Source organism: Nonomuraea sp. B19D2 (genome assembly GCF_040137845.1).
Taxonomy (GTDB): domain Bacteria; phylum Actinomycetota; class Actinomycetes; order Streptosporangiales; family Streptosporangiaceae; genus Nonomuraea.
In genome coordinates this window covers 79,852-106,051 of the sequence record NZ_JBEFAK010000035.1, presented here as the reverse complement: position 1 = coordinate 106,051, position 26,200 = coordinate 79,852, and the positions used below count along the sequence as shown (strand labels likewise).

The 26,200-nt window shown below is 69.2% G+C and carries 21 protein-coding genes and 1 tRNA gene; 14 read left to right on the top strand and 8 right to left on the bottom strand.

What is annotated here, in order from left to right; all coding sequences use genetic code 11:
* Window positions 1–70 precede the first annotated feature (70 nt).
* On the top strand, window positions 71–1,870 hold the full coding sequence (locus ABN273_RS42915) for a glycoside hydrolase family 15 protein (RefSeq protein ID WP_349455248.1): 1,800 nt from the start codon (window positions 71–73) through the stop codon (window positions 1,868–1,870).
* Here the strand turns inward: ABN273_RS42915 and ABN273_RS42910 are convergent.
* Complete coding sequence (locus ABN273_RS42910) at window positions 1,845–2,267, bottom strand: YbaB/EbfC family nucleoid-associated protein (protein ID WP_349455246.1); 423 nt, start codon at window positions 2,265–2,267, stop codon at window positions 1,845–1,847. The genes ABN273_RS42915 and ABN273_RS42910 overlap by 26 nt on opposite strands.
* Before the next feature lie 465 nt (window positions 2,268–2,732).
* On the opposite strand from ABN273_RS42910, the gene ABN273_RS42905 reads away from it, so the two are divergent.
* From ABN273_RS42905 to ABN273_RS42895, 3 genes are all read left to right on the top strand, one after another.
* A complete protein-coding gene (locus ABN273_RS42905; protein ID WP_502911216.1) occupies window positions 2,733–3,788 on the top strand; it encodes a right-handed parallel beta-helix repeat-containing protein in 1,056 nt (351 codons plus the stop codon).
* Window positions 3,785–4,246, top strand: a complete 462-nt coding sequence (locus ABN273_RS42900) for a hypothetical protein (protein ID WP_349455245.1) — start codon at window positions 3,785–3,787, stop codon at window positions 4,244–4,246. The genes ABN273_RS42905 and ABN273_RS42900 overlap by 4 nt, the downstream gene beginning before the upstream one ends.
* 145 nt (window positions 4,247–4,391) lie before the next feature.
* Window positions 4,392–4,922, top strand: coding sequence for a phospholipase (locus ABN273_RS42895; RefSeq protein WP_349455243.1), 531 nt, complete (start codon window positions 4,392–4,394; stop codon window positions 4,920–4,922).
* A gap of 885 nt (window positions 4,923–5,807) precedes the next feature.
* Here the strand turns inward: ABN273_RS42895 and ABN273_RS42890 are convergent.
* Window positions 5,808–6,797: an NUDIX hydrolase gene (locus tag ABN273_RS42890; protein WP_349455241.1), complete on the bottom strand. Its 990-nt coding sequence runs from the start codon at window positions 6,795–6,797 to the stop codon at window positions 5,808–5,810.
* Window positions 6,798–7,057: 260 nt separating this feature from the next.
* Between ABN273_RS42890 and ABN273_RS42885 the strand changes: the two genes are divergently transcribed.
* The 6 genes from ABN273_RS42885 to ABN273_RS42860 all read left to right on the top strand — a co-directional run bounded on the left by ABN273_RS42885 (window position 7,058) and on the right by ABN273_RS42860 (window position 17,067).
* Window positions 7,058–11,236: a glycoside hydrolase family 38 N-terminal domain-containing protein gene (locus ABN273_RS42885; protein WP_349455240.1), complete on the top strand. Its 4,179-nt coding sequence runs from the start codon at window positions 7,058–7,060 to the stop codon at window positions 11,234–11,236.
* A gap of 36 nt (window positions 11,237–11,272) precedes the next feature.
* Complete coding sequence (locus ABN273_RS42880; protein WP_349455238.1) at window positions 11,273–12,043, top strand: GntR family transcriptional regulator; 771 nt, start codon at window positions 11,273–11,275, stop codon at window positions 12,041–12,043.
* Window positions 12,044–12,047: 4 nt separating this feature from the next.
* Complete coding sequence (locus ABN273_RS42875; protein WP_349455236.1) at window positions 12,048–13,742, top strand: hypothetical protein; 1,695 nt, start codon at window positions 12,048–12,050, stop codon at window positions 13,740–13,742.
* Between the two features lie 145 nt (window positions 13,743–13,887).
* Window positions 13,888–15,210: an extracellular solute-binding protein gene (locus ABN273_RS42870; RefSeq protein WP_349455235.1), complete on the top strand. Its 1,323-nt coding sequence runs from the start codon at window positions 13,888–13,890 to the stop codon at window positions 15,208–15,210.
* Between the two features lie 74 nt (window positions 15,211–15,284).
* Window positions 15,285–16,241 (top strand): carbohydrate ABC transporter permease, encoded by a 957-nt coding sequence (locus tag ABN273_RS42865; RefSeq protein WP_349455234.1) that lies wholly within the window; start codon window positions 15,285–15,287, stop codon window positions 16,239–16,241.
* 1 nt (window position 16,242) lies between these two features.
* Entirely contained in the window at window positions 16,243–17,067 is an 825-nt protein-coding gene (locus ABN273_RS42860; RefSeq protein WP_349455231.1) for a carbohydrate ABC transporter permease, read from the top strand.
* Between the two features lie 58 nt (window positions 17,068–17,125).
* Here ABN273_RS42860 and ABN273_RS42855 read toward each other — a convergent pair.
* A tRNA-Lys gene (locus ABN273_RS42855) sits at window positions 17,126–17,199 on the bottom strand.
* A gap of 103 nt (window positions 17,200–17,302) precedes the next feature.
* On the opposite strand from ABN273_RS42855, the gene ABN273_RS42850 reads away from it, so the two are divergent.
* A complete protein-coding gene (locus ABN273_RS42850) occupies window positions 17,303–18,151 on the top strand; it encodes an AAA family ATPase (RefSeq protein WP_349455230.1) in 849 nt (282 codons plus the stop codon).
* The gene (locus ABN273_RS42845; protein ID WP_349455229.1) at window positions 18,135–19,499 is read left to right on the top strand and encodes a vWA domain-containing protein; all 1,365 of its coding nucleotides are present in this window, start codon (window positions 18,135–18,137) and stop codon (window positions 19,497–19,499) included. The genes ABN273_RS42850 and ABN273_RS42845 overlap by 17 nt, the downstream gene beginning before the upstream one ends.
* Window positions 19,500–19,515: 16 nt before the next feature.
* Here ABN273_RS42845 and ABN273_RS42840 read toward each other — a convergent pair whose 3' ends face one another.
* Complete coding sequence (locus ABN273_RS42840; protein WP_349455227.1) at window positions 19,516–20,283, bottom strand: nuclease-related domain-containing protein; 768 nt, start codon at window positions 20,281–20,283, stop codon at window positions 19,516–19,518.
* 155 nt (window positions 20,284–20,438) lie between these two features.
* Here ABN273_RS42840 and ABN273_RS42835 point away from each other — a divergent pair, with 155 nt between their 5' ends.
* Window positions 20,439–21,059 carry a TetR/AcrR family transcriptional regulator gene (locus tag ABN273_RS42835; RefSeq protein ID WP_502911215.1) on the top strand — a complete coding sequence of 207 codons (621 nt, stop codon included), beginning with the start codon at window positions 20,439–20,441 and terminating at the stop codon, window positions 21,057–21,059.
* On the opposite strand, the gene ABN273_RS42830 is transcribed toward ABN273_RS42835, so the two are convergent.
* From ABN273_RS42830 to ABN273_RS42820, 3 genes are read right to left on the bottom strand one after another with little or no spacing between them, the layout of a single operon-like run.
* Window positions 21,030–22,070 (bottom strand): acyl-CoA dehydrogenase family protein, encoded by a 1,041-nt coding sequence (locus ABN273_RS42830; RefSeq protein ID WP_349455223.1) that lies wholly within the window; start codon window positions 22,068–22,070, stop codon window positions 21,030–21,032. The genes ABN273_RS42835 and ABN273_RS42830 overlap by 30 nt on opposite strands.
* Window positions 22,067–23,227 (bottom strand): acyl-CoA dehydrogenase family protein, encoded by a 1,161-nt coding sequence (locus ABN273_RS42825; protein WP_349455221.1) that lies wholly within the window; start codon window positions 23,225–23,227, stop codon window positions 22,067–22,069. Before ABN273_RS42825 ends, ABN273_RS42830 begins: the two co-directional genes overlap by 4 nt.
* Entirely contained in the window at window positions 23,218–24,420 is a 1,203-nt protein-coding gene (locus tag ABN273_RS42820) for an acyl-CoA dehydrogenase family protein (protein WP_349455219.1), read from the bottom strand. Before ABN273_RS42820 ends, ABN273_RS42825 begins: the two co-directional genes overlap by 10 nt.
* A 107-nt stretch (window positions 24,421–24,527) precedes the next feature.
* Between ABN273_RS42820 and ABN273_RS42815 the strand changes: the two genes are divergently transcribed.
* Window positions 24,528–25,130, top strand: a complete 603-nt coding sequence (locus ABN273_RS42815) for a GNAT family N-acetyltransferase (RefSeq protein WP_349455217.1) — start codon at window positions 24,528–24,530, stop codon at window positions 25,128–25,130.
* A gap of 15 nt (window positions 25,131–25,145) precedes the next feature.
* Here the strand turns inward: ABN273_RS42815 and ABN273_RS42810 are convergent, their stop codons facing one another.
* A complete protein-coding gene (locus ABN273_RS42810) occupies window positions 25,146–26,030 on the bottom strand; it encodes a DMT family transporter (RefSeq protein WP_349455216.1) in 885 nt (294 codons plus the stop codon).
* Window positions 26,031–26,200 lie beyond the last annotated feature (170 nt).

The window sequence follows — 26,200 nt, the reverse complement described above, 5'->3', positions numbered from 1 at the left end:
CCCAGGAGGCAGTACATCCCTTGCCGAACTTTTTGGCAACTGCCGACCTTGCCCCGTCTAGTTTGATGGCATGGGATATCTGCCGATCGGCGAGCACGGGCTGATCGGCGACCTGCGGACGGTCGCCCTGGTGGGCACGGACGGCACCATCGACTGGTACTGCTGTCCGCGCTTCGACGCACCCAGCGTGTTCGCCTCGATCCTGGACGACGAGCGCGGCGGGTCGTTCGAGCTGGCCGCCGACCTGCCCGTGCGCACCAACCAGTTCTACGTCGCCGACACGAATGTGCTGGTCACCCGCTTCTTCACCGACGAGGGCGTGGCCGAGGTCCAGGACTTCATGCCGATCGCCGAGGAGGACTCGCGCGAGGCCGACCGGCACCGGCTGATCAGGCGGGTGCTGTGCGTGCGCGGCGCGCTGCCGTTCCGCGTGCGGGTGGCGCCCCGGTTCGACTACGGCTCCCAGCCGCACTCCGTGCGCCTGACCGACGGGCAGGCCGCGTTCGAGTCGCCCGAGTTCTCGCTGAGGCTGACCTCCACCGTGCCTCTGGAGAGCGACGGGCGCGATGTCCAGGCGCGGTTCAAGCTCACCGAGGGCCAGCAGGCCGTCTTCGCCCTCGACCGGGTGAGTGAGCGGGTCGGGCCGAAATCGTGCGCGCTCATCGAGGCAGAGAAGGCGTACAACGACACGGTGCGCTACTGGCGGCACTGGTTGTCCACCTCCCGCTACCGCGGCCGCTGGCGGGAGATGGTGCACCGCTCCGCGCTGACGCTGAAGCTGCTCACGTACGCGCCGACCGGCGGGATCGTCGCGGCCGCCACCACGAGCCTGCCGGAGCAGATCGGCGGCGGGCGCAACTGGGACTACCGCTACGTGTGGGTGCGCGACGCGGCCTTCTGCGTGTACGCCCTGCTCAGGCTGGGCTTCACCGAAGAGGCCGAGGCGTTCATGAGCTTCCTGTCGAAGCACGTCACGGTCGGCCGCGGTCAGCAGTCAGGCCCGCTGCAGATCATGTACGGCATCGACGGCCGCACCGAGCTCCCCGAGCGCGAGCTCACCCACCTGAGGGGCTACCGCGGATCCGCCCCGGTACGCGTGGGCAACGCCGCCGTCGGCCAGCTCCAGATGGACATCTACGGCGCCCTGATCGACTCCATCTACCTGTACAACAAGTGGGGCCAGCCCATCTCCAGCGACCGCTGGGACGAGATGTGCGGACTGGTCGACTGGGTCTGCAAGAACTGGGACCAGCCCGACGAGGGCATCTGGGAGACCCGCGGCGGCCGCAAGAACTTCGTCTACTCCCGGCTCATGTGCTGGGTGGCCGTGGAACGCGCCATCCGCGTGGCCATCCAGCGCGGGCTCCCGGCCGATGTGCCGACCTGGCGGGAGGCCCGCGACGCGATGTACCGCCAGATCATGCGGCACGGCTGGTCGTCCTCCTTGAACGCCTTCGTCCAGCACTTCGACGAGGACGTGCTGGACGCGTCGGTGCTGATGATGCCGCTGGCCAAGTTCGTCTCGCCCACCGACCCCAAGTGGTTGTCCACGCTCGACGCCCTGGCCGAGGGGCTGGTCTCCGACACGCTGGTGTACCGCTACGACCCCATGATCAGCCCCGACGGACTACAGGGGGAGGAGGGCACGTTCTCGATCTGCACCTTCTGGTACGTCGAGGCACTGACCAGGGCGGGACGTCTGGAGGAGGCCCGCCGGGTCTTCGACAACATCCTCAGCTACGCCAACCACCTGGGCCTGTACGCCGAGGAGATCGGGCGCTCGGGCGAGCAGCTCGGCAACTTCCCTCAGGCGTTCACCCATCTGGCTCTGATCAGCGCCGCCGTCAACCTCGACCATGCCCTGGGCTGAAGCGTTCCATCCCTCTCATGATGGCGGCGTGTGTCTCGAGCACCTGGCGCTCCATCGCCTCGTACGCGGCCTGGTTACCGGAAACGTCCACGCCGGAGTCGGCGATCAGCCCGTTGGTCTGCCGCGAGCAGTCGTCCTGCGCGGCATTGATGGCGCGGAGCAACGCCTCCGCCAGCTCCTCGCTCCCCATCCGCATCGCGCGCGGGTTGAGCTGGATCGAGTCGATCCGGCCTGAGCCGTCGGCACTCGCGACGACCAGCCCGTCCGCCGCCGTGCCCGTGCCGCGGACGGTGTCGAGCCTCTCCTGAAGGCCGGAGAGCCGCCGCAGCGCCTGGTCGGCCTCCCGCGCGACCCGCTCCAGGTCATCGGGACCGATACCGCCGGGAGTCAGCGCCATTCGCCCCTCATTTCACATTTGTCACTACATTACCGGCGAGTATACGGGATACCCTTAACCTTAGTTAAGTCAGTGTTTTTGATCTTGTAAACCACTGGCCACCAGGGGGAGAGATTCTGCCACGGACGGCGGCCAAGGGAGCACGAAGCAGGATCCGTTCGCGACCGTCGAGCAGGCCCGCGACGACCTTGCCGGCCGGACGAGCGCCCGCGATCCGGGCGTCGTCCACATCAGGGGCGGCGTCTACCAGACCGCCAAGACCATCCAGCTCAGCGGCGCGCGGAACTCCCACGTCACCTACGCCGCCTACCCGGGTGAGCAGGCCGAGTTCGCCGGGGTCACCACGCTCAAGCCGGAGAAGTTCCGCTCAAGGGGCTGAAGCTGAACGGCACCACGGGCACCGGCGTCCGCCTGCTCGACGCGGAGTCGTGCACGATCGACGGCCTGGAGATCCTCAACGTCAGCATGGACGCGGTCGCGATCGGGGAGGCCAACGACGCGATCACGGCCATCGCGGAGTACCGCACGAGCCGGGGCGGGCACCGCAACAGGGTGATCAACAGCAGGCTGCACGACCTGGGCGGCGGCGGGGTGTTCACGGCCGGCGGCGACCGCGACTCGCTGCGGCGCGGCGACCATGTCCACGACGCCCCCCACATGGCCATCCAGATCATGGGCAACGACATGGAGATCAGCCACAACAGGTTCGAGAACCTCGTGACGCACGCCTCCGACCAGGGAGTGATCTACGCGGGCCGCGACTACACGTTCCTGAACAACGTGATCTCCTACAACCTCTTCAGGAACGTGGGCCGCGCCGGCAACCAGGCCGTCTACATGGACGACGGGATGTCGGGGATGGTGATCCACCACAACTTCGTCGACGGGGCCCAGCACGGGCTGTTCTTCCAGTCGGGGCACAGCAACGTCGCGTCCGACAACGTGTTCAAGGACGTGACGTACGTCGGGCACGACAAGCTCTACCACGAGAGCGGGCTGAAGTTGCCGGTGCCCAATGCGAAGGTCGTGGTCGAGCGTTTCAACGACATGCTCAAAGCAGGCGACGGCACCGGATTCACCAACACGCGCGAGAACGTCGAGAAGTGGTACCGGCATTACGGCAAGCAGTACCCGAACATCCGGTCCTGGTACGTCCCGGCGGACTCGAGCGGGCGGATCTGCACCGCGATCGGCACCACGGAGTGCACCGAATCGTACGTGTGGCGGAACCCCGACTCCCTGTACGTGCCGTCGCACAACGTGCTGACCCGGTCGGTGAGCATCGCCTCTGGCGACTTCGCCTACACCGACGACGCCGGCGGCCTGAGCAACAAGACGTTCAACCCGGACTTCGACTCGCACCACGTCAAGAAGGAGACCGCCGCCGAATTCGCCTTCGATCCGGCCACGGGCAAGTTCGACGCGGACGCCACGCCACTCAATTCCGCCGAGGGATTCGGCCGGAAATGGGTAAAGGACTGGAACACGCACTTCACTCTGGAAGGCATCGGACCGGCGTGACGAAGAACACGGGATGGGGCCTCGTGGTGGCCGCCGCGGCATGCGTGCTGGCCACCCCGGTGGTCGTCTGGTGGCTGGTCGGGGATTTGAGCGTGGCGGCTCCGCCGAGCACCGAGCTCGACCGGGCGATCCACCCGCCGGCCATCGGCGAGGGGGCCGAGCACGCCATCGGCATCGCGGCGGCGCTGGTGACGGCCGGCACGCTGGCCCTGCTCGTACTGGCCTCCAGGCGCCGCCGGTTCGACCGCCGCTGGTGGGCGGCGCTCCTGCCGGCGCTGGCCGCGGGAGCCATCGCGGGAGCCGGTGGGCGGGTGATCACGGCGGGGACGCTCGGCGCCAACATCGGCGCGGGGCTGACGATCATTCTGGGCGGCCCGCTCGTGGCCCTGCTCCTGCTGTGGGCGATCGGCTGGTCGCTCCGCCTCCTGCTGTCCCGGGGATCCCGCTCGCTGACTTAGGCCGCTGACAGAAAAACGGCCTTTTGTAAAGATGGATCTTGCGCGAAGCCTGCCTTCGGAATTGAGCAAGATCTGCTTCTGCGTTTCCGGCCGTTTCGGGTCATCGTGAGGACGTCCCTCCCCCCGGCATCAGGAGCAGGTCCTCATGGCCAGACGATCCCTCACCGCTGTCGTCCTCTCCCTGATCACCGTGCTCGGCTTCGCGTTACCGGCGCACGCGGTGACCCTGGAGCAGAAACTCGCCGCGCTCTCCCAATTCAGCCAGCCCACCTCGGCCAGCGCCACGGCCTGGCGGGCCGCCTGGCAGAACCAGGCGGCATGGGCCGACTACGCCTTCGACTGGTCGACCGACCTGTGCTCGAGCAGCCCCGACCAGCCGCTCGGATTCGATTTCAGGATGTCCTGCAGGCGGCACGACTTCGGCTACCGCAACTACAAGGACGTGAACCAGTTCCCGGCCAACAAGTCACGCATCGATGACGCGTTCTACTTCGACATGAAGCAGGTGTGCGCGAAGTACTCGGGAGTCTCCAAGTCCACCTGCAACGGCCTCGCCTGGACGTACTACCAGGCGGTCAAGGAGTTCGGCGACCTCAACGTCACCGAGGAGCAGATCCAGGAGGTGCAGCGGCAGGCGGAGCTGCAGGCCCAGAACGCCGAGAACGTCGACGCCTGAACCACATCGGGCGGGGATGCCGTCGCATCCCCGCCCTTGATCAGGACACAGAGGACGGCATTGACCAGGAGGCGTGACTGGCGAAAACACCACACGTTCCACAAATTCGGATTCTTTGTGTCAAGTGCCCAGCTATGGTGAGCCCGTGGGCGAAGATCTTCAGCGGATCTCGGCGGGGCGGTATCGCGTTCTCGGCCCCCTCGGCAAGGGCGGCATGGGCGCCGTGTGGCGGGCGCTGGATGTGGAGTGATTTCCGGAGCGCACCGCGTGGACGCGCTCGTATGGCGGGAAGTCTGTCCGGCTCTGGAACACCCGCACCTTCGAGCAGATCGGGCCGGACATGACCCCCGTCGAGACGGAGGTCGTGTCACGCGACGACGACCGAGTCGCCATCACCCCGGACGGCAACGTCCTCATCAGCGTCTTCGGTTCCCTGTGTTTACCTAGGCAAAACGGACATCGGCGTAGCCTCGTCGCCTACCGACCGAGGTCGGGATGCGATCTGGTGGAAGCCGATGCCGCGTCCGTCCGGCGAGCCGGGCGGACCGTGGGTGAGAACCGCGTTGTCGGGGCCTGACTCCGCAGTCCTGGATGGAGTGCGGCTCTTGGGCCACCGCCCCGCCGGACGCTGTCTCGTTGGTGCGCACACCAATGGGGGCGGGGACCGGGCGCCAGTCAGGCACCCGGCGGTGACTGAACATTACCGTCCGATTACCTTACGTCGCAACCCGATTGGAGAGAAATCGGACCACAGTTCCACCGGTAACCACAGGCTCGCATAGCGAGCGCCGGTGACAGTCCATACCCGGACCAGCGCGGGCGTCGAGTTCTGGGACATCAGCTCCGCCCGTTGAGCGGCTCCCGGCAGCACGTGCGCCGGGCCGGTCAGCGATCCCAGGCCATCAGGACGGGTTCGTCGGGGACATCCTCGGCGAACAGACGTTCCAGCAGGTCGGGAAGGTGGACCGGGAGGATCTGCTCCGTACTGCCGCGCAGCTCGTCCAGGGTCCACCAGCGGAAACAATCGAGGTGGGCGCGCTCGTAGTCCTCCATGCCGGAGGTATCGATCTCCAGGCCGGGGACGCGGTGGAAGAAGAAATGGTGCTCGGAGCGCATCAGGACACCGTCATCGCGCAGCCAGACACCCGCGTTCAGCGCCACAGCCGGGCCGAGGGCGGCGGGATCGACGCGGTAGCCGATCTCTTCCCGCAGTTCCCGGGCTGCCGCGATCTCGGGCGTCTCGCCGGGGTTGAGGCCGCCGCCGGGCGTGAACCAGGCGTGCCCGCCCTTCTTCGCTGCTCGTGGCGCGCGATAGAGCAGCACCCGGTCTTCGGCGTCGGCCAGGATGACGCGGGAGGCGACGCGCAGGATCGGCGCGGGGTGGTGCCAGGGGATGACGTACGGCTCAGCCGGGACGTCGCCCTTGAGCAGCGGCTCCAGCAGGTCGGGCAGGTTGCGCGGGATCAGCTTGTCCGTCGTGGCCCGCAGTTCTGCCAAGCTCCACCAGCGGTAGGTGGTCAGGAGAGAGCGTTCGAGCTCTTCCATCGCAGAGATGTCCACGGTCGTGTCCTGGACGCGCAGCAGGAAGTAGTGGTCGGTGGCGTAGTAGATGGTGTCGTCGTACCTGATCCAGTGACCCTCGCTGACGGCGACCACCGGGCCGACCGCCTCCGGCTCGACCTGCAGCCCGGTCTCTTCGCGTAGTTCACGGGCGGCGGCCACCGCCAGGTCCTCGCCGCTGTGCACCCCACCGCCGGGGGTGAACCAGGCCAGGTCCGGGACCTTGGTCGGCCCTTGCCCCAGGAAGAGCAGGATCCGGTCATGGTTGTCGACCAGGAGGATGCGGGCAGTGGGGCGCATGATCGGTTCGGCCACGGCAGGGAGCCTATATCGAGTGGCTCAGCAACGAGTGGCACGCCTGGGCGTCCGCCAGCGAATCCGGGCATATCGGGTAGCAGAGCCGAACCGGGGCTCTATAGGATCCGCGAAAGCGCTTTCCCATGCCCGGGATCCACGACACCGACGCCGAGTGACGCCGCCCGGGTCAGAGGTCTGGAGTGAAGATGCGAATCGCGTCGTTGCGGGGCACTGATCTGTTCGTAGGCTCCGCGTCCGCGCCACGCCAGGTCGTCCGGGTGACCCTGACCGATGTGACGGGGCCGGTACGGGTGTGGGTGGAGGGTCCTGCCGTCACCACGCCCGAGCCCGTGACGGTCACCGGTGACGGAGAGGCCGAGGTGGGGGTGCTCATCGCCGCGCCCGCGCCGGAGGGCTCCGTCCACCGGGTCGCCGCCGTCGCCGAAGGTGCGGGCGAACGCCGTACTCTCGACGGGAGCGTCGAGGCGGCGGCCACCGGCTGGACGATGTGGATGGTCTCGCACTTCCACTACGACCCGGTCTGGTGGAACACCCAGGCCGGCTTCACCGAGGTGTGGCACCAACTACCCGACCTGCCGTGGGTCGGCAAGCTGCGGCCGCCGTTCGTCCGTACCGCCTTCGACCTGGTACGCGCGCACCTGGACGCGGCCAGGCACGACGACGACTACAAGTTCGTCCTGGCCGAGATCGACTACCTCAAACCGTTCTGGGACGTCTTTCCGGAGGAGCGGGAGCAACTGCGGCGCTTCCTGGCCGAAGGGCGGGTCGAACTCGTCGGCGGAACCTACAACGAGCCCAACACCAACTTGACGCACCCCGAGTCGACCATCCGCAACGCGGTCTACGGCATCGGCTACCAGCGGGACGTGCTCGGCGGCGACCCGCGTACCGCCTGGATGCTCGACGTCTTCGGCCACGACCCGGCGTTCCCAGGACTGATGGCCGACGCGGGGCTGGACTCCGCCTCGTGGGCGCGCGGGCCGTTCCACATGGTCGGCGCCAAGCGGCACACCGGCGACATCACCCGCATGCAGTTCCCCAGCGAGTTCGAGTGGGTCTCGCCGTCCGGGCGCGGGCTGCTCACCAGCTACATGTCCAACCACTACGTCGCCGGCTGGGACGTGGAGCGCAAGGCGACGCTCGAAGAGGCGATGGCTGAGGCGTACAAGCAGTTCAGCGAGCTGAAGAAGGTCGCGGCCACGCCCCATGTCCTGCTGCCCGTCGGGCACGACCACAACCTGCCGTCGCGCTGGTGCACCGAGGTGCACCGCGCATGGGCCGGCCGCTACGTCTGGCCCCGGTTCAGGGTCGGCCTGCCCCGCGAGTTCTTCGCCGCGGTACGCGCCGCCGCTCCGCGGGGCCGGATCACCCCGCAGACACGGGACATGAACCCGGTCTACACCGGCAAGGACGTCTCGTACATCGACACCAAGCAGGCGCAGCGGGCCGCCGAGGTCGCCGTGCTCGACGCCGAGCGGCTCGCCACCCTGGCCGCGCTGCTCGGCGAGCGCTACCCCAGCGAGGCGCTGGACAAGGCGTGGCGGCTGCTGGCGTACGGCGCCCACCACGACGCGATCACCGGCACCGAGTCCGACCAGGTGTACCTGGACCTGCTCGCGGGCTGGCGGGAGGCGTACGAACTGGGCGCGGCGGCCCGGGACGGCGCCATCGCGGGCCTCGCCGCCCATGCCGACACCGACGCTGGGGGCGCGGGCCGGGCGATCCTCGCCGTCAACACGCTGTCCTGGAACCGCGACGGCGCCACGACCGTGCGGGTCGCCTTCCCCGAACCGGGGACGACCGGCGCGGAGCTGCGCGACGACCGGGGCGAGCCCGTCCCGGCGGTGGCCGAGGGGGTGCTGCGCCACCCGGATGGCACCGTGGCGGAGCTGAGCCTGACGTTCGTCGCCCGTGACGTGCCGTCGCTGGGCTTCCGCGTCTACCACCTGGCCCCCGCGCCCGATCTGCCCGCCGGGTGGGCCGAGGAGCCCGGACGCGCCGCGATCGAGAACGAGACGTTCCTGATCGAAGCCGACGCCACCCGAGGCGGCGCGCTCAGCCGCGTCCTCGACCGGCGTACCGGCCGGGAACTGCTGCGGCCCGGCGGCCTCGGTGGCGAGCTCTACCTGCAGGACGAGTACGAGACGCATCCGGTCTGGCACGAGGGCCCGTGGCACCTGCTGCCGAAGGGACCCGGCGTCGGCACCCGGGAACAGGCCACGACCGTACACGTGCGCAGGTCTCCGGTAGGTCGCCGGATCGTGGCCGTCACCCGCCTCGCCGACCTGCGGGTCACCCAGGAGACGACCCTGTGGGACGGGATCGGCCGGATCGACTTCCGCACCCACGTGGACGGCTCGATCGGCCGCGACCACCTGCTGAGGGCGCGGTTCGACCTCGACCTGCCCGGCGCGCTGCCGGTCAGCGAGGTCGGCTTCGCCGCGATCGGCCGGTCGTTCGGCTTCCCGAACTCCGACACGGGAGAGCACCTGTACACGCTGGACAACCCCGCGCACACCTGGGCGGGCCTGTCGGCCACGGCGCGGATCGCCCTGTCGCTCGCGGACGGCCGCCGCGAGCACCACGCGATCGGGGTCGCCGAGGTGGTGGCGTCCGGGGACGGGGACCGCATACGCGGCCTGCTCGACCGGCTGGCCGCCTGCGGCGTCACCGCCACGCTCACCCGGCCGGACGGCCCGCGCTACGGCGCGCTCGACGGCGACTCCAACCTGCCCGACGTGCGGATCGTGCTCGGCGACGCGGACGCGAACGCCTTCGCCGAGCAGGTCCTCGGCGACGCGCCGGAGGGCTGCCGGGAGGCACTGGCACGGCACGGGCGGGTGTTCGTGCCCGCCCGCCGCACCCGGCGCGAGGCCTGGGTTCCGGGCGCCGACCTGCGCGGCGTACGGGATCTGCCCGTGCTCATCGTGGCCGGGTCCGCCATTGACGATGTCATTGACGACCTCGCCGACTCGGTGATCGACGTGCCCGTCCCCGCCGGACTGCCCGGCACCGCGGAGCCGGTCGACGACTACTCGGTCGCCGTGGTCAACCGCGGCACGCCCGGTTTCGTGGCCGAGTCCGACGGCACCTGCTACGTCTCGCTGATGCGCTCCTGCGGGGCGTGGCCGAGCGGCGTCTGGATCGACGGCCCGGCCAGGACGGCCCCCGACGGCAGCAGTTTCTCCCTTCAGCACTGGACGCACACCTTCGAGTACAGCCTGGTGGCCGGGGCCGGTGACTGGCGCGCCGCCGGATTCGTACAGGCCGGGCAGGAGGTCAACCACGCGGTGCTCGCGCGTCAGGTGGCCGCGTCGCCGGGTCCGCTGGCCACCCGGACCAGCCTCGGCGGGGTCGAGCCGGCCAGCGTCGTGCTGACCGCGTTGAAGCCGCGCGGGAACCCGATGGCGTCGGGGCGGTCCGGCGACATCGATCTTTCCGCCGGTGTCACCGTGCGGCTCTACGAGTCGGCCGGGTCGCCCGCGGTGGCGCGCGTACGCCTGCATGGCGGCCTGGCCGACGTGGAAGTCGCCACGGTGCTTGAGGCGGCGGCGCCTGAGGCGGCGACGCTCGCGGGGGCGGGTGGGCGGCCCGGCGACGCGGTGATCCCGCTGCGGCCCGCCGAGATCGTCACGCTGGGCGCGCGGGCGGCCCTGGTGCCGGGTCGTCACGCGGCCGCCCACGTCGAGCCCGCCCAGCCGGTCTTCACTCGGTACTGGCTGCACAACAAGGGTCCGGCCCCGGCCGGGTACCTGCCGGTCGCGGTCCACGTGCATCCGGTGGCGCTGCGGGTGGATCCGGGCGACGAGGAGACCGTGCGGGTCACCGTCGCCTGCTCGGCGCGGTCCGCCGTCGGCCTGGTGGAGCTGGACGTGCCGGATGGCTGGGCGGTGGCTCCTCCCGGTTCCCTGAAGTACGACCTGGAGGCCGAGGAGCACGCCGAGTTCGAGACAGTCCTGCGGCCACCCGCCGACGCCGCGGCCGGGACCTACTTCGTCGCCGCCCGCATCCGCGACGAACTGGGCCAGACCCTGGAGGACGTGGTCACCGTGACCGTCGGCGACCCGGAGCCCCGCGAGCCGCTCACCGTGACGTCGGATCCGGCCGGGCTGGAGGTCGTACCGGGTGGGTGGGCGACACTCACCGCCGAACTCGTCAATGACGCGCGCACCGAGGTACGCGGAGAGGCGCAACTGCTCAGCCCGTTCGGCACGTGGGGCGCCGGGGCCGGGGAGGTGCTCTCCGGCCCGTGGACGCAGGGCTTCGCCGTTCCCGCCGGAGGCCGCGTCCCGCTGCGCTTCACCGTACGGGCGCCGGGCGACGCCCGGCCGGGAGCGCACTGGTGGGCGGCGGTGAAGGTCAGCGCCTTCGGCCGGGTCCACTACACTCGGACGCTCCCCGTCGAGGTGCGAGCTTTGTCAGGACAAGATTTGTAAGAAAGTCATGACAATGCATCTGCCATAATGACGCTTATGATCTCCGAAGTCCCCCGGCTGGAGTCACTCGCCGCCCTTGTCGATCTCGACAAAACCAGCCCTGTCCCTCTCTACTTCCAGGTGGCGCAGCAGCTGGAGGCGGCCATCGCGGGCGGCATGCTGCCACCGGGCACCCAGCTCGACAGCGAGATCGAGCTGGCCGACCAGCTCGCGGTGTCGCGTCCCACCATGCGCAAGGCGATGGAGTTCCTCGTCGACAAGGGCCTGATCGTGCGGCGACGGGGGGTGGGCACCCGGGTCGTCCAGTCCCAGGTCCGGCGGCCGCTGGAGCTCAGCAGCCTGTACGACGACCTCAGGAGCACCGGCCAGGAGCCGGCCACGACGGTGCTGTCCAACACCGTCGAGCCGGCCTCCGCGGCCGTCGCGGAAGCCCTCAGGCTGGCCGAGGGGGCGCCGGTGATCGCGTTAGAGCGGGTCCGGATGGCCCGCGACCAGCCGCTGGCCAGGATGCGCAACTACCTGCCCGCGCTGCTCCTCGAGATCAGAACCGACGCGCTGGAGAGGCATGGGCTCTACGAGCTGATCCGGGCGGCCGGCATCCGGCTGCACGCGGCGACGCAGACGGTCGGCGCCCGCAACGCGACGGCGGCGGAGGCGCGGCTGCTCGGGGAGAGCCGGGGCGCCGCCGTCCTGACCATGGAGCGCGTCGCCTACGACGACAGCGGCACGCCCGTGGAGTACGGCACGCACATCTACGCCGGGGCCCGCTACAGCTTCCAGATGAACCTCCTGATGGGCGATCGATGACGTGATGAACGACAACCAGGTGGACGCCGCGTTCATCGCGGCGGTCCAGGCTGCCCTGACCGGGCAGGTCAAGGCCATCCTCAACGAGGGCGACGGCTGGGGTCACCTGCAACACCGCCGGCTGGCCGAGCAGATCCTGGCCCTCGTCGCGCACGGGCGGGACGGCGAGCTGCTCGATCACGCAGCCCGGCTCGCCGCCCGGCTGCGCGAGCTACAGGGCCCCGGCGGGTTGTTCACCGGCGGCGACAACGTCGACTCCCCGCCCGACTCCGCGTTCAGCGTCAACGATCTCGCCGACGCCCTGTGGCTGCTGCGGCGCGACCCTCCCGGCGCCGCCGACCATGAGCTGGCGGACCTGCTCGACGACCTGCTGACGGCGGCCACCCCGGCCCTGGCGCGGGGCGGGGTGCACACCCCCAACCACCGCTGGGAGCTCTCGGCCGCCCTGGCCAGGCTGCACCGGCTGGCGCCCGACCCGGCGCTGGCGGAACGGGTCGGCCAGTGGCTGGCCGAGGGAGTCGACATCGACGACGACGGGCTCTTCTCCGAACGCAGCGCCAACTACGCCGCGTTCGTGTCGAACCCGTCGCTGCTCGCCATCGCCGAGGTGTTCGACCGTCCCGACCTGGTCGAAGCCGTCGAACGGAACCTGGACGCCACGCTCGATCTGCTGCTGCCGGACGGGTCGGTCGAGACGGTGCTGTCGCGCCGCCAGGACCAGCGGCGGCCGCTGCCCCTGGCGCCCTACCTGCTCCCGCTGCGCCGGATCGCGCTGCTGCGCGGCCGGGGCGACCTGGCCTGGGCGGCCGGGCTCGCGCTGTCCCAGGGGGTCGTCTTGCCGGCACGCGCGGCCGCGGAGCTGATCCTCGACCCCGGCATCGCGCGGGAGCTGCCGGAACCCGCCCCGCCCCGAAGACCGCGGCGGCGCGTCTTCGGCGCCGCGGGACTGCTCGTCGATCATCGGCCCGCGACGACGACCGTGGTCTTCGGCGGTTCCGACTATCCGCGCCACAGACGCATCCGTTCCGGGCTGGCGAACTCCCCGACGTTTCTGCGCCTGTTCGCCGGGGCGGCCGTCCTGGGGGACGTGCGCCTCTCGCGTGTCTTCTTCGGCCTGGGGCCGTTCCGCGCCGCCCGATTCCTGGTCGATGGCGATCAGGGGGACACGACCGCGACGCTCACGGAATCCGTGTCGGCCTCCTACTACCAGCCGATGACGGATCAGAACCGCGACGCGCGCGGCCACTACGGGCTGGTGGACGATGGCCGGTTCAGCGCGGCGATGGACTTCGGCCGGCGCGCACGGGACGAGGTCACGCTCACCACCGCCGTCCACGTGGCCATCACGGACACCGGGGCCGAGCTGACCGTCGACCTGGCGGGTGCGGCCGTGGACTGGGCGCTGGAGCTGGCCTTCCGGCCCGGCGGGCGGATGACGGGCGCCATCGCCCTGGACGAGCACGCCTGGCAGCTCGACCCGGGCGAGCCCGCGGTCTACCGCGCCGGCGACGACTCGATCACGGTCACGGTGCCCGCCACGTCGATGGCCGCCTCCCATTCGGTTCCCGGCTACGAGCCCGGCGAGGAGTACCGGTTCCTCGGGGGCACCGACGCCGTGTCGGGAGAGCGGCTGTACGTCGCCGGACGGGTTCCGGGAAGGTTGCGTTTGTGTCTCGCGACCACCCATCACTCTGGATGAAACCGCAGCTCAGGGCCTATCGTTCGCTTCATCCTGATGTGCATATGTCAGGAGATCTTAAGTCCTTATGTCCTGACTATTGACTCGGCAAACGCTTTCCCGTTACCGTCCGACGCCACAGGCAGACGACGTTCGAGGAGACGCCATGACGACTTCTGCGACAACCCGGGGACGACTCATGCGCTGGCGCTGGCTGCCAGTAACCGTCGCCGCGGCGCTCGCGCTCACCGCGTGCGGTTCCAGCTCCGACGGGGACTCGGGCGGGGGCTCGGGCGGGGGCTCTGGCGCCAAGAGCATCACCTTCTGGCTCTCGGCGAGCGCGGCCCAGGCGCAGGGCTACCACGACCTGGCCAAGGAGTTCGAAGCCAAGGAGGGCGTCAAGGTCGAGATCGTCAACGTCCCCTACGACGGCTACCAGGACAAGCTGCGCCAGGCCGCGCAGGCCAACTCCCTGCCCGACGCGGCCAGCGTGCCCTCGCTCGACACCATCTGGATCAACCAGCTCCAGGACCTCGGCGCGACGGCCAACGCGCCGGCCAACAAGATCAACAAAGACCTGCTCACCGTCCAGGACGGCAAGGTCCTCTGCATTCCCTCCGACCTGACGGCGGCCGGGCTGTTCGTCAACAAGAGCCTGTTCGAGAAGGCCAAGGTCGACATTCCCGCCGACCCGGACAAGGCCTGGACCTGGGACGAGTTCCTGGCCGCCGCCACGAAGGTCCGCACCGCCACGAACGCCAAGTACGACCTGGTCTACGACCAGTCCCCCGCCCGCATCAGGGCCTTCATCTACGGCCACGGCGGCAAGGGCTTCCAGCTCGGCCCGGACAACAAGTACGCCACTCCAGACGACGCCACCGTGCAGGCGCTGTCGAAGTTCGCCTCGCTGAACGACGACAAGGTCATGCCGAAGTCGGTCTGGGGCGCGGGCGCCGACCCGAACGCCCTGTTCAAGAGCGGCCAGGTCGTCGCGTACTTCTCCGGTGTCTGGCAGGTGGCCGACTTCGCGGAGAGCATCACGGACTTCGACTGGGCCAGCGCGCCGACGCCGGTGGGAACCATCCACGCCACCGACATCAACCTCGGCGGCAAGGTGGTCGCCTTCAACAACGGTGACAAGGCCGACCCCGCCAAGAAGTGGGTGGACCACATCTTCCAGCCCGCGAACTACACGAAGCTCGCGCAGGTCAACGGCTACCTGCCGGTGGAGTCCGGCCTCACGCTGAACTACCCGTTCAAGAACAAGGCCGCCCTCGACGCCTTCCAGCTCTACCTCAAGGAGATCGAGCTGGCGGACCCGATCTCCTCCTATGGACACCAGAGCGGGACGAAGCTCCTGCTCGCCGGTAAGTCGTCGATCCAGGACGACCCGACCAAGGTCGAGATGGCCAAGCTGATCAACGGTCAGCAGGACGTCAAGAAGACCGTCGACAACATCGTGTCGGGACTCAACCAGCAGATCGGCTGATCATACGGCCCGCCGGCGCTTTCCCGCGCCGGCGGGCCGAGCCCTGCAGAACGCGGAAGAAGGAGGAGAGCGCAATGGCGGAGAGTGTGCCGCAATCGGCGGGGCGCGCCGACGAGACGCCGGCCCGGACCGCATCGCGGTGGTGGTCCGGCCTACGGACCCGGCGGCATGACCGCTACACCCTGGCGCCCCTGTTGCTCATCTCGTCCAACCTCGCCCTGTTCCTGCTCTTCTTCCTCTGGCCGGCCGTCATCGGCCTGGGGTACTCCTTCACCAGCTACACGGGCGTCGGCTCGGCGCCGTTCGTGGGTCTGGACAACTACCAGCGGCTGCTGAGCGACGACGCGTTCTACGCGGCGCTGGTCCGTACCCTGATCTTCACGGCGGCCGTCGTCCCGCTGACGTACGTCGCCTCGCTGAGCGCGGCCGTGCTGATCGTCAACCCGTACAGCCGTGGCAAGCCGGTCGCGCGGGTGATCTTCTTCGTGCCCTGGCTCATCTCCCCGATCATCGCCGGTGTCATCTGGCGCTGGATCTTCGGTGAGAACTTCGGGCTCGTCAACTACGTCATCATCGCGCTCGGCGGCGAGGCGGTGCCGTGGCAGTCCAACGCGGACCTGTCCCTGATCATCGTGATCATCGCCGCTGCCTGGGGCAACACCGCGGTCAACATGCTGATGTTCGTCGCGGCCATCAAGAACGTGCCGGCCGCGTACTACGAAGCCGCGTCCCTGGACGGCGCGGGCTCGTGGGCCAAGTTCCGCCACATCACGCTGCCCTCGATCGCGCCCACGTCCTTCATCGTGATCTTGCTCACCACCCTGCACTCGATGAAGGAGTACGCGCTCATCCAAGCGGTCAACGCCGGAGGTCCGGGCACCGAGAACAACCTCCTCATCCAGTACATCTTCACGACCGGCTTCCGCCGCGCCCAGATCGGTTACGCGAGCGCGGCGTCCTTCGTGCTCATGCTGCTTCTGATGATCATCGCTATCACGCAGTTGGTCATCAACCGCCGGAAGGACTCCTGAGATGGACAACCTGCTGCCGAAGAAGGTCTGGGCGACGGCGGCCCTGTGGTTCATGGTCGCCCTGTACGGCGTTCCCGTCCTGTGGTTCCTGCTCAGCTCCGTCAAACCGGCGGGAGAGCTGTTCTCCTATCCGCTGACCCTCTTCCCGAAGCAGCCGACCATCTCCGGCTTCACCCAGGCCTGGACGAGCTTCGACTTCAGCCGCTACTTCGGCAACACCCTCGTCGTGGCCGTGTCCGCGACGCTCATCACCATCGTGACGAGCGCGACCTGCGGGTACGCCCTGGCGAAGTACACCAACTGGTGGCTGCGGGCGTTCACCATCTGCATCCTGGCCACCACGATGCTGCCGGGCGAGGTCATCCTCTCCCCCCTGTTCCTCATCGTCCGCGACCTGGGTCTGTACAACAGTCTCGCCGGCGTCGTGGCCCCCTCGGTGATCACGGCGACGGGCACCTTCTTGTTCCGTCAGTTCTTCCTGAGCGTGCCGCGCGACCTGCTGGATGCGGCCCGCATCGACGGCAGCGGCGAACTGTCGATCTTCGTCCGGATCATGCTCCCGCTCTCCCGGCCGATCATCATGACCCTGGCCATCATGTCGTTCCAGTGGCGGTGGAACGACTACATCTGGCCCCTCGTGATCCTCAACGACCCGAACGAGTTCACCCTGCAGATCGGCGTCGCGAGCATCGTGGGCGCGGAGAACGTCAACTGGTCGGTCCTGCTGGGGGCGTCGGTCCTGTCCATGATCCCCCTTGTCGTGATCTATCTGATCTTCCAGAAGTACGTGATGAACGCCGACCTCAGCGCGGGCCTGAAGGATTAGGATAGGGCACCGAACAAAGAAACCCCAGCTCAGTGAACCGAGCTGGGGTTTCATGCGGTGCGCCGCCAGGGACTCGAACCCCGGACCCGCTGATTAAGAGTCAGCTGCTCTAACCAACTGAGCTAGCGGCGCTTGCAGAGAGGAATATACCGGTGATCCCCATCCTGGTCGAATCGGTATCAGGCCGGCCCGTCCGGCTAGAATAAAGTTCGGCCCCCGGAAGACAGGATCATCGATGTTCGACTCTCCCGCCGAGGTGACGGAGCGGCTCGCCGCCGTGGACTACCTCTCCGACGACGCCATCTCCACCTCGGTGTTCCTGGCCGCGGCGCTGGGCAAGCCGCTGCTGGTCGAGGGCCCGGCGGGAGTCGGCAAGACGCAGCTGGCCAAGGCGGTGGCGCTGGCGACCGGGGCCGAGCTGGTCAGGCTGCAGTGTTACGAGGGCCTCGACGAGGCCAGGGCGCTGTACGAGTGGAACTATAAGAAGCAGCTACTCAGGATCCAGGCCACGAGCGCCGACGACGACATCTTCTCCGAGGAGTTCCTGCTGGAGCGGCCGCTGCTCAAGGCGATCAGGGCCGCGGAGCCGACCGTGCTGCTCATCGACGAGACCGACAAGGCCGACGTCGAGGTCGAAGGGCTGCTGCTGGAGCTGCTGTCCGACTTCCAGGTGACGATTCCGGAGCTGGGGACCATCGTCGCGACGCGCCGGCCGTACGTGGTGCTCACCTCCAACGCCACCCGCGAGCTGTCGGAGGCGCTCAAGCGGCGCTGCCTCTACCTGCACCTCGGATACCCCACCCCCGAGCGGGAGCGGGACATCGTGCTCAGCCAGGTGCCGGGCATCCGGGCCGACCTGGCGGAGCGGCTCGCCAGGACGGTCGCGACGCTCCGGGCGCTCGAGCTGAAGAAGGCGCCGTCGGTGGCCGAGACCGTGGACTGGGCGAACACGCTGCTGGCGCTCGGGCGGGAGGAGCTGGACGAGGCCACCGTGGCGGGCACGCTGGGCGTGGTGCTCAAACACGCCTCCGATCAGGCACGGGCGGTCAAGGAGCTGGGGTTGCCGGATGTCGCTGATCGATAGGCATGTCGGGTTCGTGCGGGCGCTGCGCGAGGCCGGGATACCGGTCTCGGTGGCCGAGGGACTGGACGCCGCGCACGCGCTGCGGGTCATCGAGCTGAGCGATCGGGAGTCGCTGCGTGCCGCTTACGCGGCCACGCTGGTCAAGAAGCCGGCGTACCGGCCGGGGTTCGACGTGCTGTTCGACCTGTGGTTCCCGGCGTCGACGTCCGGCCTGTACGCCCAGCGCGCCGACAGGCCGATGAATCTGGAAACGGCCACGGTCGAGGAGCTCCGCGACCACCTCGCCCGGCTCCTGACCGGCGGCACCGACCAGGAGCTGCGCGAGTTCGCCCAGGCCATGGTCGGGCGCTTCGGCCGCCAGCCCACGACGAGCCCGGGGCGGCAGAACTGGTTCTCCTACAGCGTCATGCGCGCACTCTCCCCTGAGACGCTGATGGCGCGCATCCTCCAGAACGTCCTCCAGGGCCAGGAGCGCGGCGGTCTGGCCGAGAAGAACGTACGCAGGCGCGTCCACGACAACACCAGGCGCTTCGAGGACGCCGTGGCCACCGACGTGCGCCGCCGCATCGCCGAGGACTCGGGCATCGAGCGCATCGCCCGCTCCGCCGTACGCCCGCCGCTCGACCAGATCGACTTCCTCCGCGTCACCAAGGCCGACCTGGCCCGGCTGCGCCGGGAGGTGCATCCGCTGGCCAGGCGCCTGGCCACGCGCCTGACGATCAAGCAGCGCAAGGGCCGGCGCGGCCGGCTGGACTTCCGCAGGACCGTACGGGCCTCGCTGCAGAGCGGCGGCGTGCCACTGACCACTCACTTCCGGCCCCCGCGCCCGCACAGGCCCGAGCTGGTCATCCTCTGTGACACCAGCGACTCGGTCTCGTCGTTCGCGCACTTCACGCTGCTGCTCACGTACGCACTCAGAGAGCAGTTCACCAAGGTGCGCGCGTTCGGGTTCGTGGACACGGTGGATGAGATCACCAGGTTCTTCGTCCCCGGCGCCGACGTGGTCGAAGCCATGACAAGGCTGGCGAACGAGGCCGACATGGTGCGCTTCGGCCGCACGAACTACGGGCACTCGCTGGAGCGCTTCGCCGAACGGTACGGCGACGCCATCGGCCCCAAGACATCGCTGCTGATCCTGGGCGACGCCCGCTCCAACTACCAGCCGCCCGCCCTGGATGTGCTGAAGTCGCTCGTGGCCGGCTCGCGCCACGCGTACTGGCTCAACCCGGAGCCCAAGGCGCAGTGGGACACGGGAGACTCCGTCGCGAGCGAGTACGGCGCCGTCGTCCCGATGCATGAGTGCCGCAACGTCGCCCAGCTCACCGCCTTCATCGAGACGCTCGCCTGAGCGCACGGCGCCGGCGTCAGGTGCGCTGGAGCTCCCTGGCCGCGGTGCGGGCCAGCAGCTCGATCTGCTCGTCGTTGAGCACGACCCCATCGGCCGCCTTGATCACCTTGGCCGCGAGCCGCGGCTTGAGCAGCATGAGCCCCTCGGCGACCACGATGCCGCCCTTGGGCAGCAGCCCGCAGTGGACGGCGAGCATGGGCGTGATCGTCACCGGGACGCGCGTCTCGCGGGTGAGCAGCTCGGCGAACGCCTCGGCGGTCTCCACCAGTGGCTTGGCGGTCTTGCTGCCGTACTTCTCGCCGAAGAACAGCCGCCCGCCGTAGCAGGCGATCTCGGTGTCCGGGCTCCAGGACTCGTTGTCGATGATCCACACGCCGCCCGGGCCGATCACCAGGTGGTCGATGGAGGCCTGGCCGCGGATGGCGCGGCCGTCGAGCACGCTGTAGCCGAGACGGCCCAGCGACCTGCGCAACATCTTGCCGGTGATCGCCTCACCGCGCCGCGCGCCGCGCCAGACCGCCGTCGCGTGGAACGAGCGCCAGTCGAGGTACCAGTCGCCTCCGGCCACGATCCCAGCCAGGAGCAGGCCGAAAAGGGGGGACGCTCCGGTGAGGTCGAACCTGAGCGCGAGCGCGACCCCGATCACGAATCCCACAGCGGCCTTGACGTACCTGGCCCTGCGCCGGTTGGGGGCGTCCTCCCGCCAGAACTTCTCGTACCACCACTGCGGGGATGACCCTGTGTACTTCTCGTCTGGTTGCACGTAGATAGAGCCACCGGGCACGGCAAATCCCCCCAAATGAGTAGATATGTTGCAGGATCTGCCACGCCGAAGATCCCTCGCCGGTCAAGAGATACCCGCCTACCAACCAAGGCGAGCCTAAGGTGACGTAATTAGTACCCGCAAGACCAGCAAATGACCTCAACCGACCAGTCGGTATGCTAAGGCGGGTGACCAAGGGGGACGAAGTGAAAGAGGAACCGGTCAGGCAGCGGTTGCTCGCGGAGGCGACCCGCCTGTTCGCGGAGCGCGGCTTCGAGGGCGCCTCCGTTCAGGAGATCGTCGTGGCGGCCGGCGTCACCAAGGGCGCCATGTACCACTACTTCGACTCCAAGGACGATCTGCTGCACGAGATCTACGCCCGGGTCCTCCGCATGCAGATGGAACGGCTGACGCGGATCGCCGACGGCCCGGGCGACGTGCGGCAGCGCCTGCACAGGGCCGCGGCCGACGTCGTGGAGACCACGGCCGCGAACCTCGACGACTCCAAGATCTTCTTCAGGTCGATGCACCTGCTCGCCCCGGAGACCCAGAAGACCGTACGCGCCGAGCGCCGCCGCTACCACGAGCGCTTCCGCGAGCTCGTGGCCGAGGGGCAGCGCGCGGGCGTCTTCAGCGACCGGGTCCCGGCCGAGCTGGTCGTCGACTACTTCTTCGGCTCGGTGCACCACCTGGGCACGTGGTTCCACGCGGCGGGCCCGCTGACCGGCGCCCAGGTGGGCAAACACTTCGCCGACCTGCTGCTCACCTCACTCGGGGCCGGGCACGTCGACAAATGAGGCCAGCGCCGCGCGGTGGTCGCCGGGCGTGCCCAGCGCGATCTCCGAGGCTTTCGCACGCTTGAGATAGAGATGTACGGGGTGCTCCCACGTCATCCCGATCCCTCCATGCAGCTGCAGGGCCTCTTCCGCGGCGTGCACGGCCACGCCCGCGTTCCACGACTGGGCCACGGCCACGGAGATCGCCGAGCCGTCGGTCGCGGCACTCCTGGCGGCGGCCCTGGCCCTGACCACGTCCAGCCACAGGTCAGCCAGCCGGTGCTTGATCGCCTGGAAGGAGCCGACCGGCCGGGCGAACTGGTGGCGCTCCTTGACGTACGCGAGCGTCGTGTCGAGGCACCATTCGGCCACCCCGAGCTGCTCCGACGCGAGCAGGCCCGCCCCTGACCGCAGCACCGCCGCCAGGTCGCACTCCCCCACGTCGCGGGCCGGAGTGCGGTCGAAGGTGACGGTCGCGACCGGCCTGGTCAGGTCGAGCGACGGCACCACCTGGACGCTCGCACCCTCCTCCACGGCGTAGAGCCGGCCGTCGACGGGCGCCAGCAGCACGTCGGCCACGTCCGCCCCGGCCACGCCGGCGACGGTCCCGGTCAGCCGCCCGCTTTCGGCCCGCACGGATGCTCCGGTCCGGTACGGGTTCGCCGCGAACGGCACGGCGAGCGCGGCGGTCTTCCTGCCCTCTGCCAGCTCCCCAAGCAGGGCGTCCCCGGTCGGCAGCAGCGCGTACGTGGCCAGCACGGAGCTGGTGAAGAACGGCACCGGCGCCACTCCCCTGCCGAGCTCCTCCAGCACGACGGCCGCCTCGCTGGCCGACGCCCCGGCCCCGCCGTGCTCCTCGGGGATGAGCAGCCCCGCCACCCCGATCTCACCGGCCAGCGTCTTCCACAGGTCCAGGTCGTAGGGCTCGGACTCGATCCGCTTGAGCACGGCGGCAGGCGGGCACCGGTCGGCGAGCAGCCCGCGCACCGCGGCCCTCAGCTCCTCCTCGACCTCTGAGTAAAGAAGGCTCATCGCGGCAGGTCCTTCCAGGGCACGTCCTTGTCGACGCGGGGCTCTGAGGGCAGGCCGAGCACCCGCTCGGAGATGATGTTGCGCAGGATCTCGGAGGTGCCGCCCTCGATCGAGTTGCCCTTGGCCCGCAGGTAGCGGTAACCCGGGCCGCGGCCGTAGAAGTCGACGTCCTCCGAGCGGCGGAAGGTCCAGTCGTCATAGCCCAGGTCGCGCCCGAACTCCACTTCGAAGCCGGACAGCGCCTGATTGAGCCTGGCGAACGACAGCTTCATCCCGGACCCCTCGGGCCCCGGCTCGCCCGCCGCGAGCTGCTCGCGCAGCCGTACCCCGGAAAGGCGGGTGACCTCGGACTCGACCCAGAGCGACAGCAGCCGCTGGTGCAGGTCGTGGGTGCGCAGCTCCGGGTGCGCGCGCCAGGAGTCGAGCACGACCCCGACCATGCCGCCGCCGCGCCGCACGGGAGCGCCCCCGATGGCGATGCGCTCGTTCATCAGCGTGGTCTGCGCGACCCGCCAGCCGTCTCCGACCTCGCCGAGGCGCAGGTCGTCGGGGAGCCGCACGCCGGTCAGGAAGACCTCGTTGAACTCGGCCTCACCGGTGATCTGCCGCAGCGGCCGCACCTCGACGCCCGGCGCGTGCATGTCGCAGACGAAGTACGTCATGCCGCGGTGCTTCGGCACGTCCGGGTCGGTACGCGCGACGAGGATGGCCCACCTGGCGTGATGGGCACCGGACGTCCACACCTTCTGGCCATCGACGACCCATTCGTCCCCGTCCCTGACGGCGCGGGTCGCGAGCGTGGCCAGATCGGATCCGGCGCCGGGCTCGCTGAAGAGCTGGCACCAGATCTCCTCCCCCGTCCACAGCGGCCGGAGAAAACGGCGTTTCTGGTCCTCCGTACCGAACGCCAGGATCGTCGGAGCGGCCATCCCCAGTCCGATGCCCTGGACGCCCGAGTTGATCTGCGGCGTGCCGGCCAGCTCCCGCTCCACGACCTGCTGCAGCTCCCGCGGCGCGCCCAGCCCGCCGAGCCCTTCGGGGAACCACACCCAGGCCAGCCCCGCGTCGAACCTGGCCCGCAGGAACTCCAGCCGATCTCCGTCCGGGTCGTGCTCCGCGAGGAACGCCGCGACCCGCTCCTTGATGTTCACATCCACTTTTTCAGCTCCCGGTGGGCCAGAGACCGCTTGTGCACCTCGTCGGGGCCGTCCGCGAAGCGCAGGGAGCGGGCGCCCGCCCAGAGCCCCGCGAGCGGGAAGTCCTGGGAGACGCCGCCCGCGCCGTGCACCTGGATGGCCTTGTCGAGGATCCACTCCACGGTCTTCGGGGTGGAGATCTTGATGGCCTGGATCTCGGTGTGCGCGCCCTGGTTGCCCACTGTGTCCATGAGCCAGGCGGTCTTGAGCACGAGCAGGCGCAGCTGCTCGATCTTGATGCGCGACTCGGCGATCCAGTCCTGCACGACGCCCTGCTGGGCGACGGGCTTGCCGAACGTGGTCCTGGACAGCGCGCGCCTGCACATGAGCTCCACGGCGCGCTCGGCCATGCCGATCAGGCGCATGCAGTGGTGGATGCGGCCGGGGCCGAGCCTGGCCTGCGCGATGGCGAAGCCGCCGCCCTCCTCGCCGATCAGGTTCTCGACGGGCACCCGTACGTCCGCGAACTCGATCTCCGCGTGGCCGCCGTGGTCGGCGTCGGTGTAGCCGAACACGTGCATGCCGCGCTTGATGTGCAGCCCGGGTGTGTCGCGCGGCACCAGGACCATGCTCTGCTGGCGGTGCTTGGGCGCGTCCGGGTTCGTCTTGCCCATGACGATGAAGATCTTGCAGTTGGGGTTCATCGCGCCGGAGATGAACCACTTGCGGCCGTTGATGATGTACTCGCCGCCGTCGCGGACGATGGAGGTGGCGATGTTCGTGGCGTCGGAGGAGGCCACGTCGGGCTCGGTCATCGCGAACGCGGAGCGGATCTCCCCGTCGAGCAGCGGCTGCAGCCACTCCTTGCGCTGCCACTCGCTCCCGAACATGGACAGGACCTCCATGTTCCCGGTGTCCGGCGCGGCGCAGTTGGTGGCCGTCGGGGCGATGGTGGGACTCCGGCCCATGATCTCCGCCAGCGGCGCGTACTGGAGGTTCGTCAACCCGGCGCCGTGCTCGCCAGGGAGGAACAGGTTCCAGAGCCCGCGCTTCCTGGCCTCGTCCTTCAGGTCGGCCATCAGCGGCGGAGGGCTCCAGCCGCTGGTCGCCGCCTGCTCCTCGAAGGCGGGCTCGGCGGGATAGACGCATTCGTCCATGAAACTCAGCAGTCGTTCGCGCAGGTCCTCGGTGACCGTGTCGAAAGCGAAGTCCATACCTGCGACCCTACCGACCGGCCGGTATGAGTGTCGACAGGTGGTTCCCCGCAAAAACCGGCATGTGGCCGTAATCGTGACTCCGCGGGCTCCCTAGGGTTGCTGCCATGACCACGAAGCTGCCTGCGCCTGCAGTGCTCGAGAACGACGTCGTCCGGCTCGAGCCGCTGACCCTTGATCACATTCCCGACCTGTTCGCCGCCGGTGGCGGGGACGAGGAGGTCTGGCGCTGGCTGTCCGTCCCCGTGCCGCGTTCCGCGGACGAGCTGGCGAAGATCGCCCGCGGCCTGGTGTCGGACGACAAGCACGTTCCCTTCGCCGTGGTGGTCAAGGAGAGCGGGCGGGCCGTCGGCTGGACCACGTACGGCGACGTGCCGGGGTTCGACGAGAGCATCGAGATCGGCTGGACGTGGTACGGCCGGGCGGTGTGGCGTACGGCCGTGAACACCAACTGCAAGCTCCTGCTCATCGACCATGCCTTCGGGCTCGGCTACAACCGGGTCCTGCTCAAGACCGACCACCTCAACCTCAGGTCGCAGAACGCCATCAAGCGGATCGGCGGCCTGTACGAAGGGACGCTGCGACGGCACCGCAAGCGGCTGGACGGCACCTGGCGCGACACGGTCTGTTTCGGCATCCTCGACGAGGAGTGGCCAGAGCACCGGGCCCGCCTGACGCGCGTGGGGGGTGTGGCCGAGGACCGGCGATGAGGGTGCAGCCGGGGGTCAGCTGACCTCGGAGGTCGCCGACACGGGATGCGGCGCCGGCTTGACCTCCACCGGGGCCGGGCGGGAGTGGTCGGGGGCGAGGCGGCCGAGGGTGATCGTGCCGCCGATGGTGAGGGCGCTGGCCAGGATGGCGGGGATCGCGGTGGAGGGGCTGGCCGGCAGGGGCTCGCCGAGCAGGACCGCGCCGGCGAGGACCGAGGTGATGGGGTCGATGACCTGTACGCCGGCGTACGCGATGCCGAAGTATCCCACCGCGTAGGAGCGCTGCAGCAGCACCACCGCGCAGACCAGCAGCACGGGCACGGCGAGCGTGAACCAGTGGAGCAACCGCCCCCAGTCCCCCTGCATGCCGCCGCCGACCACCCGCACGAACGTGGACACGCTCGCCGTCACCACACCCGCGCCGACCGCCAGCAGCAACGCCCGGCTCGGGCCGTGGACGCGGGTCGCGAGCAGCTGGGTGACCAGGACGATCAGCCCGATCACGGCCAGGAACCCGAGCGCGGCGCCGTCGCTCAACCTGGGCGTCACGTTGTGCTGCGGAACCAGGAGCATGAGCCAGAGCAGGCCGACCGCCACCGCGATCGAGCCGATGATCTCTGCTCTGTACGGCTTGCGCCCGTACATGAACGCGGCCAGCGGCACGGCGAACACCAGCGTGGCGACGCTGATCGGCTGGACGGCCACCAGCGGGGCGAAACTGAGCGCCACGGCGTGCAGGCAGGCGCCCGTGAAGCCGATGATGCCGCCGATCCACCAGCGAGGCCGTCTGACCAGCTTCAGCGAGGCGCCCTCTGCCACTGCCTCGTACTGTTGCAGGGCCGCGCCGAGCGCGTACCCGAGCGCTCCCACGAGGGCGATTACCAGGCCGACCCAGGTCATCGTCGCCCACGCAGGGGCATGGATCCTTCCAAGAGCATTGCTCTAGCTTATGGGCCAAGCAAAGCGCGCGAATCATACTTTAGGTGGATCATTCAGCGATAAACGCTCCCGACCGGGACGTACATGTGGCCTCTTGTTCCATATGGCCGCCCGGCCGACGGACGCCGTGG